This window comes from Streptomyces sp. NPDC005925 (assembly GCF_040638805.1).
Classification (GTDB): Bacteria; Actinomycetota; Actinomycetes; order Streptomycetales; family Streptomycetaceae; genus Streptomyces.
The window spans coordinates 64,727-76,719 of record NZ_JBEXVL010000005.1; the positions used below are offsets into that span (position 1 = coordinate 64,727).

General features: G+C 71.3%; 14 protein-coding genes and 1 tRNA gene. 7 read left to right on the forward strand and 8 right to left on the reverse strand.

The window, feature by feature from the left end:
* Positions 1-82: 82 nt before the first annotated feature.
* From ABZ354_RS08855 to ABZ354_RS08865, 3 genes are read right to left on the reverse strand one after another with little or no spacing between them, the layout of a single operon-like run.
* A complete protein-coding gene (locus ABZ354_RS08855) occupies positions 83-415 on the reverse strand; it encodes a DUF202 domain-containing protein (RefSeq protein WP_358654481.1) in 333 nt (110 codons plus the stop codon).
* A 49-nt stretch (positions 416-464) separates the two neighbouring features.
* Entirely contained in the window at positions 465-857 is a 393-nt protein-coding gene (locus ABZ354_RS08860) for a DUF202 domain-containing protein (protein WP_358654483.1), read from the reverse strand.
* A gap of 10 nt (positions 858-867) precedes the next feature.
* Complete coding sequence (locus tag ABZ354_RS08865; protein WP_358654485.1) at positions 868-1,383, reverse strand: NUDIX domain-containing protein; 516 nt, start codon at positions 1,381-1,383, stop codon at positions 868-870.
* A gap of 391 nt (positions 1,384-1,774) precedes the next feature.
* On the opposite strand from ABZ354_RS08865, the gene ABZ354_RS08870 reads away from it, so the two are divergent.
* Both ABZ354_RS08870 and ABZ354_RS08875 read left to right on the forward strand, forming a co-directional pair.
* Positions 1,775-2,719, forward strand: coding sequence for a hypothetical protein (locus ABZ354_RS08870; protein ID WP_358654487.1), 945 nt, complete (start codon positions 1,775-1,777; stop codon positions 2,717-2,719).
* Positions 2,720-2,761: 42 nt separating this feature from the next.
* Complete coding sequence (locus ABZ354_RS08875; protein ID WP_358654489.1) at positions 2,762-4,318, forward strand: APC family permease; 1,557 nt, start codon at positions 2,762-2,764, stop codon at positions 4,316-4,318.
* Positions 4,319-4,657: 339 nt separating this feature from the next.
* Here the strand turns inward: ABZ354_RS08875 and ABZ354_RS08880 are convergent, their stop codons facing one another.
* Together ABZ354_RS08880 and ABZ354_RS08885 are read right to left on the reverse strand one after the other, a co-directional pair.
* Positions 4,658-6,055 (reverse strand): gluconate:H+ symporter, encoded by a 1,398-nt coding sequence (locus ABZ354_RS08880; protein ID WP_358654491.1) that lies wholly within the window; start codon positions 6,053-6,055, stop codon positions 4,658-4,660.
* A gap of 64 nt (positions 6,056-6,119) precedes the next feature.
* Entirely contained in the window at positions 6,120-6,638 is a 519-nt protein-coding gene (locus ABZ354_RS08885; RefSeq protein WP_358654493.1) for a gluconokinase, read from the reverse strand.
* Positions 6,639-6,776: 138 nt separating this feature from the next.
* Between ABZ354_RS08885 and ABZ354_RS08890 the strand changes: the two genes are divergently transcribed.
* A complete protein-coding gene (locus tag ABZ354_RS08890) occupies positions 6,777-7,478 on the forward strand; it encodes a FadR/GntR family transcriptional regulator (protein ID WP_358654495.1) in 702 nt (233 codons plus the stop codon).
* 14 nt (positions 7,479-7,492) lie between these two features.
* On the opposite strand, the gene ABZ354_RS08895 is transcribed toward ABZ354_RS08890, so the two are convergent.
* On the reverse strand, positions 7,493-7,867 hold the full coding sequence (locus tag ABZ354_RS08895; protein WP_358654497.1) for a YchJ family metal-binding protein: 375 nt from the start codon (positions 7,865-7,867) through the stop codon (positions 7,493-7,495).
* 75 nt (positions 7,868-7,942) lie between these two features.
* Positions 7,943-8,027 (reverse strand) — tRNA-Leu (locus ABZ354_RS08900).
* A 184-nt stretch (positions 8,028-8,211) separates the two neighbouring features.
* Here ABZ354_RS08900 and ABZ354_RS08905 point away from each other — a divergent pair.
* The 3 genes from ABZ354_RS08905 (at position 8,212) to ABZ354_RS08915 (ending at position 10,844) form a co-directional block, all read left to right on the forward strand.
* On the forward strand, positions 8,212-9,537 hold the full coding sequence (locus tag ABZ354_RS08905) for a M20/M25/M40 family metallo-hydrolase (protein WP_358654499.1): 1,326 nt from the start codon (positions 8,212-8,214) through the stop codon (positions 9,535-9,537).
* Between the two features lie 146 nt (positions 9,538-9,683).
* The gene (gene chpH, locus ABZ354_RS08910) at positions 9,684-9,917 is read left to right on the forward strand and encodes a chaplin ChpH (protein ID WP_358654501.1); all 234 of its coding nucleotides are present in this window, start codon (positions 9,684-9,686) and stop codon (positions 9,915-9,917) included.
* Positions 9,918-10,073: 156 nt separating this feature from the next.
* Positions 10,074-10,844 (forward strand): chaplin family protein, encoded by a 771-nt coding sequence (locus ABZ354_RS08915; RefSeq protein ID WP_358654503.1) that lies wholly within the window; start codon positions 10,074-10,076, stop codon positions 10,842-10,844.
* A gap of 105 nt (positions 10,845-10,949) precedes the next feature.
* Here ABZ354_RS08915 and ABZ354_RS08920 read toward each other — a convergent pair whose 3' ends face one another.
* Positions 10,950-11,138 carry a DUF5703 family protein gene (locus ABZ354_RS08920; protein WP_190206279.1) on the reverse strand — a complete coding sequence of 63 codons (189 nt, stop codon included), beginning with the start codon at positions 11,136-11,138 and terminating at the stop codon, positions 10,950-10,952.
* A 47-nt stretch (positions 11,139-11,185) separates the two neighbouring features.
* On the opposite strand from ABZ354_RS08920, the gene ABZ354_RS08925 reads away from it, so the two are divergent.
* Positions 11,186-11,881 carry a hypothetical protein gene (locus ABZ354_RS08925; protein WP_358654505.1) on the forward strand — a complete coding sequence of 232 codons (696 nt, stop codon included), beginning with the start codon at positions 11,186-11,188 and terminating at the stop codon, positions 11,879-11,881.
* Positions 11,882-11,993 lie beyond the last annotated feature (112 nt).

The window sequence follows — 11,993 nt, forward strand, 5'->3', positions numbered from 1 at the left end:
GGCGGCGGGGAAGCCGCGGAACGGGCCGGGAACGGTGCACGGGACCGACGAGCGGACCTGGGGCAGGGCCGATGGCGGCCCGTCAGACGACCAGCGCCGCCCCGCACACCGCCAGCGCCACCGTGCACAGCACGGCCGCCGTCGCGTGGCGCGGGCTCATCGCCCCCGGTCCGGCGCCGGGGGCCGCGAGCGTGGCGATGCGCCGCTGGGCCAGCAGCAGGAAACCCAGCCACAGGACACCGACCAGCGCCGTGACGGCGACCCGCCCGGGCGCCGCCCCGCCGTGCAGCGCGGTCCGCGCGGCGAGTACGACGGACACGGTGCCCGACAGCGTCGTACGCCGCCACGCCAGCCGTGTCCGCTCCGGCTGGAGTCCCGGGTCCCGGCCCGCAACGGCCGCCAGCCCGCCGCTCATCCGTTCCCCCCGGCCGGTACGGCCACCCTCCTCGCGACGGCCCCGCCGCTCACCCGTTCCACCCGGCGAGCACGACCACCACCATGGCGATCGCGACCACCGCGACGACCAGGCTCAGCAGCGCGGGGAAGCGCGACACAGGCAGATCCTCGCCGCGCCGCATCGCCCGCTCGCAGCGCACCCAGTGGTTCACCGCCCGCAGGGAGCACAGCGCGCCCGCCGCGAGGAGCGCCAGCGCGAGCCCGACCCGCCAGCCCCAGCGCAGGTCCGGCAGGAACTGGTCCACGGCGAAGCCGCCGCCGAGCAGCGCCAGCGCGGTGCGCAGCCACGCCAGGAACGTGCGCTCGTTGGCGAGCGAGAAGCGGTAGTCCGGGGTCCCGCCCTCCTCGCGGATCCGGCCGGGCGCGAACCACAGGCGGACGTTCCGTGCGAATCCGATCACGCGCGCGACACTACCCGCCCGCCCGGAAGGCCTTCAGGCGCTCGTAGGCGGCGAGCCCGTCCGGCACCCACTCCCACTCGCCGAGACGCCGCTCCACCTCCGCCTCGGGCAGGAAGGCGTGCCAGGCGACCTCCTCGGCCTGTGGCCGCACCGGCAGTTCGCAGCGGACCTCGTACACCGCGGACCACCAACTCCCCCCGCCGTCGTCCTCGTACAGGAAGGTGAACAGGAAGTCGGGCCGGGGCAGTCCGGTGACGCCCAGTTCCTCCTCGGCCTCCCGCAGGGCGGCCTCGTCGTAGGTCTCGCCCGCGCCGACCACACCGCCGACGAACATGTCGTACAGGGAGGGGAACGCCAGCTTGGTCGCGGTGCGGCGGTGCACGAAGACGCGGCCCTCGGCGTCCCGGACGTGGACGAACGCGCAGCGGTGGCGCAGGCCGCGGGCATACACCTCGCCGCGCGGCGACCGGCCCACGACCCGGTCGTGCTCGTCGACGATGTCGAGAATCTCGTCAGCAGCGCTCATGACGCCATCCAAGCAGCCGCCGCACCGCGCCGCCCCCACCGCCGCCGCCCCGCCGAGGCCCCCCACGCGCGCCGCACCGGTGAGCCCTCCAGCGGTGGGCGGACCCGGTCCCCGCCCCCGGTCGGCCACGCCCGGGGCAGGGATCTCGGAGGGACGCTCCGAACCCCTGACCGACGGGTGTGATACGGCTGATTCGCGACGGTCGTAGCCTCTTCGTACAGCCGTCACGTACCGTCCAGTCAGTTCAGAAAGCCGCAGTTCACCGTGAATTGACGCGTGTAAGGGGAGGGCGGCTCTTGACGCCGAGGTCGGGCGGCCGGTTTGCTGTGTGCGATCAGTCCCTGGCCAGCCGATAGACCGACGCCGTCGCGTCGTGTGAGGAAGTCCCGCGGTGTCCCCACCTCCGCCTCCCCTGGGTCGCAGCCGCAAACGCGCGGCCCAGTCCTTCGACGAGGCCCTCGACGACGCCGAACTCGCCGCAGCACGCACCGAGCTGGCACAGGGGCGCTGGCAGTCCATCCGCACCCTGCTGGTGGACACCGGAGACGACTGGGACCGCCGCGGCCACCGCGTCACCGTCCTCGCCCGCGAGCAGTACTGCGCCGCGTGGGCCCGTGAATGGCTGCTCGCCGAACCGGACTCCGCCGACGCCACCGTCCTGCTCGCCCTCGCCCAGGTCCGGCGCGCGCTGCGCGGCAAGCAGAAGCCGGACCGCGCCCGTGAGGCCTGCCAGAAGGCCGCCGCCCTCGCGCCCGCCGACCCCACACCCTGGCTCGGCCTGCTCATGCTCGAACGGTCCCTGGGCGAGGACCATGAGGTGGTCCGCACCTTCGAGCACGTCCGGGCCCGGTACGCCGACCACCACCACGCCCACCACCTGATGGTCGCCCGGCTCGCCGAACGCCACCCGGACGTCGACCCGTTGCACGAGGTCTACGACTTCTCCAGCTGGGCCGCCGAACAGGCCCCCGCCGACTCGCCGCTCGCGATCCTGCCGGTCATCGCGCACGCCGAGCGCTACCGCGTGCTGGCCGCCGCGGGGCACGAGCCCGCCGACCCGGCCGCCTCCGCCCACTGGACCGGCCGCCGCGCCCGGCTGGTGATGAAGTGCGCCTTCGACTGGTGGCTGGAGTGGGAACACGAGGACCACCCGCGCCGCCTGATCGACCTCAACTACCTCGCCCACGCCAAGGTCTGCGAGGGGCGCGGCGCCGAGGCCGCCGCGCTGTTCCTGCGCATCGCGGAGCACTCCACCGCCGCCCCCTGGTCGTACCCCGACCGCGATCCGTACACCGCCTTTCGTGCCGCGCGCGACAACGCGCTCGGCACGATGTAGCACGACCCGTACGACGAGCCACCCCGAAAGGACGAGTCCGCGATGACGACGGGCAGTAGTACGAGCAGAAACACGAGCACGAGCTCCGCGGCCGGCGGCGGCATCAGCACCTTCAAGGGCCAGGACCGTGCCCTGCGCGCCGACCGCCTCGGCACCGTCGGCCTGCTGCTGTCCGTGCTCGCCGCGACCGCCCCCCTCATGGTCGTTGCGGGTGTCATGCCCACGACTTTCGGTGTGATGGGGATCGTCGGGCAGCCCCTGCTGTTCGTCATCCTCGCCGCCGTCCTGGCCCTGTTCAGCGTCGGCTACGCCGAGATGAGCCGCCACGTCCACAACGCCGGCGCCTTCTACGCGTACATCTCCCGCGGCCTCGGCGGCACCGCGGGTGCGGGCGCCGCCATGGTGGCCCTCGTCGCCTACAACGCCTTCCAGGTCGGCATCTACGGCATCTTCGGCTTCGAGGTCTCCGGCCTGTTCGCCAGTTACCTGGACATCGAACTCGCCTGGTGGATACCGGCGCTGCTGGCCGTCCTCCTGGTCGGCGGCCTCGGCTGGCTGAAGATCGACCTCAACGCGCGCGTGCTCGGCGTACTGCTGATCATCGAGGTCCTCCTCGTCGTCATCTTCGACATCGCTGCCATCGGCGGCCCCGGCAAAGAAGGGCTGTCCCTGCAGGCCTTCAACCCGGACACCCTCGGCAGCGCCGGCATCGGCACCGCCCTGTGCTTCTGCATCGCCGGCTTCGTCGGCTTCGAACAGGCGCCCGTCTACGCCGAGGAGACCAGCCGCCCGCACGTCCTGGTGCCGCGCGTGATGTTCCTGGCCATCGGCGGCATCGCCGTCTTCTACACGGTCAGCTGCTGGGCGCTCACCGTCGTCACCGGCCCCTCCGCGATTGTCGGCACGGCGGGCAGGCAGAGCGCCGGACTGCTGTTCTTCCTCACGGAGGACCTGCTGGGAGAAACGTTCACGGACGTCCTGCACGTGCTGTTCGTGACCGGCATGTTCGCCGCCATGCTCAGCTTCCACAACGTTGTCGCCCGGTACGCCTTCGCCATGGGCCGCGAGGGCCTGCTGCCCACCGCCTTCGGCCGCACCAGCAGTGTGAGCGGTGCCCCCGCCACCGGCTCCATGCTCCAGACCGCCGTCTCGCTGCTGATCGTCGCCGTCTTCGCCCTCACCGACGACAAGCCGACCGGCGACCCGACCGCGCCGATCCTGCACCTGTTCACCTGGACCGGCAACATCGGCGCGCTCGGCGTCACCCTCCTGATGGCCGTCGCCTCGGTGTCCGTCGTCGTGTTCTTCGTCCGCCGCGGCGCTGCCGCCGCCCAGTTCTGGCGGCTGGCCGCCTCCGGCCTCGCCACCGTCGCGCTCGCCGTCATCATCGGCTACACCATCAAGGACTTCGACATCCTCGTCGGCGCCGGCGCCGACTCGCAGCTCGACTGGATGCTGCCCTGCATCATCGCCCTCGCCCTCGTCGTGGGCGTCGTACAGGGCATGGTCATGCGCTCCCGCAACCCCGAGGCGCACGCCCGCATCGGCCTCGGCAACGAGGCGTTCCAGCTGGAGAAGGCCTCCGAGACCCGGTCGTAGCCCGCCCGCCGTGCCCGCCGCCCCCCGGCACGGCGCCGTCGCACGGAACCGGACGAGCACCCGCGGACCCTGGCCCCGGCCGGCCGCGGGTGCTCGCACGACCGGCCCCGACGGCCGGTACATCGGCAGGTCCCCGGCCGCACCCGGGGAGCCCGCCCCGGCACGCGGACCGGCTCGGTACGCCGCGAGCGGGCCGAGCGCGGGCACCCACCGCGGCGCCCCTGACAGCCGTACGGAGGAGAGCTCGGCCCGGACAGGCGCACGGGAACCCGCTGCCGGGGGAACGCGGGAGAGCCCGGCACCGGGGGAGGCGGTGCCGGGCTCTGGGGGATGCGGCCGCTAGATGACCAGCGACAACAGCAGCACGAGGCCACCGGCGACGACCGAGATGATCGTCTCCATCACCGACCAGGTCTTGACCGTCTGGCCGACGTCCAGCCCGAAGTACTCCTTCACCAGCCAGAAACCGGCGTCGTTGACGTGGCTGAAGAACAGCGAGCCGGCACCGATCGCGAGGACCAGCAGAGCGGAGTGCGTGGTCGACATGTCGGCCGCGAGCGGTGCGACCAGACCCGCCGCCGAGACCGTCGCGACGGTCGCCGAACCGGTCGCCAGCCGGATCGCCACCGCGATCAGCCAGGCCAGCAGCAGCGCCGGGATCGACCAGTCCTCGGAGATGTCCAGCACCATCCGGCCCACACCGCAGTCGATCAACGTCTGCTTGAACCCGCCGCCCGCGCCGACGATCAGCAGGATGCCCGCGATCGGGGCGAGGCCCTTCTCGACCATCCCGGAGACCCGCTCCTTGGAGAAGCCGGCGGGCCGGGTGAGCGTGAAGATGCCGACCAGCACGGCGGCCAGCAGCGCGATCAGCGGCGAGCCGATCACGTCGAAGACACGCTGCACGGTGTTCCCGGGATCGTCGACGACGATGTCGACCAGCGCCTTGGCGAGCATCAGCACGACCGGCAGCAGGATCGTCGCCAGCGTCGCGCCGAAGCTCGGGCGCTTCTTCAGGTTCTCCGAGGCGCGCTGCGGAATCATCCGGTCCGGCGCCGGGACGTCGACCCAGCGGGCCGCGAAGCGCGAGAACAGCGGACCGGCGATGATCACGGTCGGGATGGCGACCAGCACGCCGAGGGCCAGCGTCACACCGAGGTTGGCGTCGACCGCGTCGATCGCGACGAGCGGACCGGGGTGCGGGGGCACCAGCCCGTGCATGACGGACAGACCCGCCAGCGCCGGGATGCCGATGCGCATCAACGAGTAGTTGCCCCGCTTGGCGACCATCAGCACCACCGGGATCAGCAGCACGACGCCGACCTCGAAGAACAGCGGCAGCCCGATCACCGACGCGATCAGCACCATCGCCCACGGCAGGGAACGTCCGCCCGCCCTGTCGAGGATCGTGTCGACGACCTGGTCGGCGCCGCCGGAGTCCGCGAGCATCTTCCCGAGGACCGCGCCCAGCGCGATCAGCACGCCCACGCCCGCCACCGTGCTGCCGAGGCCGGTGGTGAAGCTGGTGATGGCCTTGTCCAGCGGCGCTCCGGCGAAGGCGCCCAGTGCCAGCGACCCGATGGTCAGCGACAGGAAGGCATGCAGCTTGAACTTGGTGATGAGCAGGACGATGACGGCGATCCCCGCCAGCACGGCGATGCCCAGCTGGGCATGGCCCGCGCTGGTTATGGGCTCGACGGGGTCCGCTGCCAGCATCTCGACGCTGAGTCTGGTCACGGTGGGCTTCCTTGGGGTTGGGGGAGAGGGGAGACCGGGACGTGCGGGACGCCCCGGACGGGGATCACTGCGCCGGCGCGGCGAGTCCGCCCAGGGCCCGCGCGGCCCGTTCGGCGATCTCTTCCGGTCTGCCGGTCACCTCCACGGCGACGCCCGCCTCGTCCCGCCCCAGCGGCTGGAGCGTGGCGAACTGGGAGTCGAGCAGTGCCGTGGGCATGAAGTGACCCTGTCGCTGTGACATCCGCTCCTCGATGAGCGACCGGTCGCCCGTGAGGTGCACGAAGACGACGCCGGGCGCGGCAGCCCGCAGCCGGTCGCGGTACGACCGTTTCAGCGCCGAACAGCTCACCACCCCGCCGAGCCCGGACCGGTCCTGCGCCCAGTCGCCGATGGCGTCGAGCCAGGGACCGCGGTCCTCGTCGGTCAGCGGAGTACCGGCCGTCATCTTGGCGATGTTGGCCTGCGGGTGGAAGTCGTCGCCCTCGGCGTACGGGACGCCGAGCCGGGCGGCGAGCAACGGGCCGATGGTGGTCTTGCCGGTGCCCGCGACGCCCATCACCACGACGACATGGGGGGTGTTCATCACTGCCTCGCTGTCTGATGTCTCCGTCGACACATGATGTCGAGCGACACTGAAGCCCATTAGGTACGACGAATTCAAGACCCTGTGACGCATAAGTCTGACTTTTTGTTTCCGTGATCCGGACCGTACGCTGAGTGCATGAGCGCACCGGGCCGGGGCCTGCACGGCCATGTACTGGACACCCTCGGTCCCGAAATCGCCGGGGGTGAATACCCGCCGGGCAGTGTGCTGCGGACCGATGAGCTCGCACAGCGTTTCGACGTCTCACGCTCGGTCATGCGCGAGGCGGTCCGGGTGCTCGAATCGATGCACCTCGTGGAGTCCCGCCGCCGCGTCGGCGTCACGGTGCGCGCCAAGTCCCAGTGGAACGTCTACGACCCGCAGGTCATCCGCTGGCGCCTGGCCGGCGCCGACCGCCCCCACCAGCTGCGCTCCCTCACGGTGCTGCGCTCCGCCGTCGAACCGGTCGCCGCGGGCCTCGCCGCCCAGCACGCCACGGCCGCCCAGTGCGCCGAGCTCACCGAGTGCGCCCTCGGCATGGTCGCCAACTCGCGCGGCCACCGGCTGGAGGGCTATCTCTTCCACGACGTCGCCTTCCACCGGGTGATCCTCACCGCCTCCGGCAACGAGATGTTCGCCCGCCTCGGTGACGTCGTCGCCGAGGTCCTGGCCGGCCGCACCCACCACGCCGTGATGTTCGACGACCCCGACCCGGCCGCCGTCACCCTGCACGTCCAGGTCGCCGAGGCCGTCCGTGAGGGCGACGCGGAACGCGCGGAACAACTGACCCGCGAGATCACGACGGGCGCCCTCCAGGAACTGGACATCCTGGCGCCCTGACGGGGACTGGCTGGCTAGCTCAGGAACTCCCCGTCGACGTACACCCACGCCCCGTCGACCCGCTCGAACCGGCTCCGCTCGTGCAGCGAGCCACCCCGGAACGACGCCCGGAAGGTCACGGACCCGGTGCTGTGAAAGGCGGACCCGTCCGCAGCGTCGAGGATCTCCAGCCCGGTCCACCGCATCCCCGGATCCAGGTCGAGCCGCGCGGGCCGCGTCCGCGGATGCCAGGTCCGCAGCAGATAGCCGGCGTCCAGCCGTACGAAGGCCGCGTACCGCGACCGCATCAGCGCCTGCGCGGTCGGCGCGGCCGAGGCCCCATGGTGAAACCGCCCGCAGCACGCCTCGTACGTCTCGGGCAGCCCGCACGGGCAGGAACGCGTCGCCATGGTCACCCCTGCAGAGAACGTCCGGACAAACGCGTGAGGGCCGCGACCTCGCGGTCGCGGCCCTCACGCTTCGTGTGTCCGAGGGGGGACTTGAACCCCCACGCCCGATAAAGGGCACTAGCACCTCAAGCTAGCGCGTCTGCCATTCCGCCACCCGGACAAGGTGTTCGTCGCGCGGGTTTCCCTCGCGGCGACAGAGAAAACATTACCAGGCTTTCGGAGGCGGCCGATCACCCCCGCCTGCGCGTGAACGGCGTGCGACGGGCCGGGAGCGGTCTTGGGCAGGGCGGCCCGGAGGTGGAGGATGAGGGGGACCGACCAGCAGTGACAGTGGGAGGAAGCACGTGAGTGAGACGGACCCGGCCAAGGGCGTCACCGGTGAGGACGAGGTCGTGGACCTCTGCCGCGAGCTGATCCGGATCGACACCAGCAACTACGGCGACCACTCCGGCCCCGGCGAGCGCAAGGCCGCCGAGTACGTCGCCGAGAAACTCGCCGAGGTGGGACTCGACCCCAGAATCATCGAGTCGCACCCCGGACGCGCCTCCACGGTGGCCCGCATCGAGGGGGAGGACCCGTCCCGGCCCGCGCTGCTCATCCACGGCCACACCGACGTCGTCCCGGCCAACGCCGACGACTGGACGCACCACCCCTTCTCCGGCGAGATCGCCGACGGATGCGTGTGGGGACGTGGCGCCGTCGACATGAAGGACATGGACGCGATGACCCTCGCGGTCGTCCGCGACCGGCTGCGCAGCGGCCGCAAGCCCCCGCGGGACATCGTCCTCGCCTTCCTCGCCGACGAGGAGGCCGGCGGCACGTACGGCGCCAAGCACCTCGTCCACCGGCACCCGGAGCTGTTCGAGGGCGTCACCGAGGCAATCGGCGAGGTCGGCGGCTTCTCCTTCACCGTCAACGAGAAGCTGCGCCTCTACCTCGTCGAGACCGCCGAGAAGGGCATGCACTGGATGCGGCTCACCGTCGACGGCACGGCCGGGCACGGCTCCATGACCAACGACGACAACGCCATCACCGAGCTGTGCCAGGCGGTCGCCCGCGTCGGTGGGCACAAGTGGCCGATCCGCGTCACCAAGACCGTACGGGCCTTCCTGGACGAGCTGTCCGACGCGCTCGGCACCGAGCTCGATCCCGAGAACATGGACGACACCCTCGCCAAGCTCGGCGGCATCGCCCGCATGATCGGCACGACGCTGCGCAACTCGGCCGCGCCCACCATGCTCGGCGCCGGCTACAAGGTCAACGTCATCCCCGGCCAGGCCACCGCCCACGTCGACGGCCGCTTCCTGCCGGGCTACGAGGAGGAGTTCCTGGCCGACCTCGACCGGATCCTCGGCCCGCGTGTCAGGCGGGAGGACGTGCACGCCGACAAGGCGCTGGAGACCGACTTCGACGGACGGCTCGTCGATGCCATGCAGACCGCGCTGCGCGCCGAGGACCCGATCGCTCGGGCCGTGCCGTACATGCTGTCCGGCGGTACCGATGCCAAGTCCTTCGACGACCTCGGCATCCGCTGCTTCGGGTTCGCTCCGCTGAAGCTGCCGCCGGAGCTGGACTTCGCCGGAATGTTCCACGGCGTGGACGAGCGAGTGCCGGTGGAGGGCCTGAAGTTCGGCGTGCGGGTCCTCGACCGATTCCTCGACGCGTCCTGATCCCGGCGCCTCCCCGACGTCAATTCACGGGTGACTCCTACCGGAAAGAGTGAATACGACCATAGGTTCGTAGCCTCATCAAAGCCTCCTCGTTACTGGTGGTGCGGGCCGCATTTTTGAGGTCGCATTGCCAACTAGGAGGAATAGTGATCAAGAAGATCGTTGCCGTTGCCGCCGCCACGGGTGGTCTGGTTCTGGCCGGCGCGGGCATGGCCGCCGCCGACGCGGGCGCCCAGGGTGCCGCCGTGCACTCCCCGGGTGTGGCGTCCGGCAATGTTGTCCAGGTTCCCATCCACGTGCCGGTCAACGTCTGCGGCAACACGGTCACCGTGATCGGTCTGCTGAACCCGGCCTTCGGCAACACCTGCGTCAACGCCTGACGCCGACCCGCACAGGGCATCGACACGGTCGGCCCTGGAGCGCGCTCCGTGCGCTCCGGGGCCGACCGGTCTTTTCGCGGTGACGCCGCGAAGCACATGGAGATCCGGGGATTTCGGGGAAATTCCAGTCCAGCGTGAAAGCAGGAATTCAAGAAAATGCGACAGGTCACCCGTAAGGGCCTCATGACGGTAGCGGCGGCGACGGGCGTGCTCGCCGGAATGGGCGGCATCGCCCACGCCGACTCGGGGGCGCTCGCGAGCAGCTCGGGGTCGCCGGGCGTACTGTCCGGCAACTCGGTGTCCGCGCCGGTGCACGTGCCGGTCAACGTCTGCGGCAACACCGTCAACGTCATCGGCGTGCTCAACCCGGCGATGGGCAACTCCTGCGCCAACGGCAGTGGCCCGGCCGGCGGTTCGGACAGCGGCGACCACGGTGACGGCGGCTCGTCCGAGAACGGATCGGGCGGCGGGGGCTCGCAGGCTGGTGGCGGCACCGCCGACTCGCCGGGCGTCGGTTCCGGCAACAACGTCCAGGTGCCGGTCGACGTGCCGGTGAACGTGTGCGGCAACTCGGTCGACGTCGCGGGCGCCTTCAACCCGTCCACGGGCAACAGCTGCGCGAACGGTTCGGGCACTTCCACCACTCCGCCCGGCGGCTCCGAGACGCCCTCGACCGGGACGCCCGATGAGCACGGCAACCCGGACGAGCCCGGCACTCCGGACCACCCCGGCAACCCGGAGGAGCCCGGCACGCCGGACACCCCGGGTACCAACCACCCGGGTGCGCAGACCGTCACGCAGCCCCACGGTGTCGAGCAGCTCGCGCAGACCGGTTCCGGTCTGCCGCTCGGCGTCGCCCTGCCGGTGGGCGCGGGCGCGCTGCTCGCGGGCACGGTGCTGTACCGCAAGTCGCGCGCGACGGCGTAGACGGGCGGCAGAGCGGGTCCCGCATCGCCGGGACCCGCTCTCCTTTTGCCGCTTTCGCGCCTTTCGCCGCCTTTTTGGCTTCTGTTCGTCCCGTGCGTGTCCGTCTCACCAGGTGGCACGGACCTGGCGGATGATCCGTCGTCGCAGTCGGACCCTGCGGCTGCCGTCGCGGAGCAGGCTCAGACGGTACAACTCCCAGTGTCCGTACTCGGCGTGGTCGGTCAGCAGACGCGTCGTCTCCTTGCGGGAGACCCCGCGCGGCAGGTACACGTCGACAAATTCGTATTCCGGCATCGCATCTATTGTGCGTCCAGCCGCCCGGTACGGATAGCGTCTGCCGTATGTCTGATGCTGCGCAGCCCACCGCTGCCGAGGTACGCGCCGCCGCCGAGGCGGTCAAGACCGCGCTCGACCGCCACCTGGCCGCGGTCGAACGCCGGTCGGGTGAGGACGACCCCGCCGTCTACGAGGCGTTCAACGAGCTCGCCGCGGCCGCCGAGGCGTACGACGAGCTGCTCTACGACCGTCACGACGAGGTCACGCCCTTCGAGATCCCCGGTACGGACGACACGCTGCCGCCGTACACGGGCCCCGAGGAGCCGAACGCGCTGAGCGTGCTGATCCGCCGTGACTACACCGTGGCCGAGCCGCAGCGGCTGCGGGCGCAGGCCCAGCGGATCGAGGCGGCGGACGACGAAAGCGGTGCGGAGGTCTCGGGCACCGTCCACGGGGCGCTGGGCATTCTGTTCGGGGAGTTCGAACCGGACGAGATCGCCTCCCGGCACAAGGAGTTCGGTCTGGAGGAGGGCGACTCCACGCTCTGGGTGACGGCCGCCGACGAACCGGCCGACGCGGGCGAGTGGCTGGAGGCGCCGTTCGAGCAGGTCGACGCGCAGCACGTGGTGTGCCGCTTCGACGTCAGCGCGGTGTTCGACGACGACATCGACGATGACGAGGACGAGGACGACGGCATTGAGGACGAGGCCGACGTACTCGACGAGGACGACGATCTCGAGCCGCTCGACTCGGACCGGTAGCCGGTAGCGGCAGGCGTGTGACCGGTGCCCGCCCACGGTCACGGTGACGGCGGCGGCCGCGGGGTCCCCTCCCGTGACCGCCGCCGTTTCCGTACGGTCCCGTTGCCCGGGG

What these genes read in the sequence shown, in the direction of transcription:
- ABZ354_RS08855 (WP_358654481.1), bottom strand. Translation starts at nt 415, where the DNA reads ATGAGCGGCGGGCTGGCGGCCGTTGCGGGCCGGGACCCGGGACTCCAG.
- ABZ354_RS08920 (WP_190206279.1), bottom strand. Translation starts at nt 11,138, where the DNA reads ATGCCGGAATACGAATTTGTCGACGTGTACCTGCCGCGCGGGGTCTCC.
- ABZ354_RS08875 (WP_358654489.1), top strand. Translation starts at nt 2,762, where the DNA reads ATGACGACGGGCAGTAGTACGAGCAGAAACACGAGCACGAGCTCCGCG.
- ABZ354_RS08890 (WP_358654495.1), top strand. Translation starts at nt 6,777, where the DNA reads ATGAGCGCACCGGGCCGGGGCCTGCACGGCCATGTACTGGACACCCTC.
- ABZ354_RS08885 (WP_358654493.1), bottom strand. Translation starts at nt 6,638, where the DNA reads ATGAACACCCCCCATGTCGTCGTGGTGATGGGCGTCGCGGGCACCGGC.
- ABZ354_RS08865 (WP_358654485.1), bottom strand. Translation starts at nt 1,383, where the DNA reads ATGAGCGCTGCTGACGAGATTCTCGACATCGTCGACGAGCACGACCGG.
- ABZ354_RS08895 (WP_358654497.1), bottom strand. Translation starts at nt 7,867, where the DNA reads ATGGCGACGCGTTCCTGCCCGTGCGGGCTGCCCGAGACGTACGAGGCG.
- ABZ354_RS08925 (WP_358654505.1), top strand. Translation starts at nt 11,186, where the DNA reads ATGTCTGATGCTGCGCAGCCCACCGCTGCCGAGGTACGCGCCGCCGCC.
- ABZ354_RS08915 (WP_358654503.1), top strand. Translation starts at nt 10,074, where the DNA reads ATGCGACAGGTCACCCGTAAGGGCCTCATGACGGTAGCGGCGGCGACG.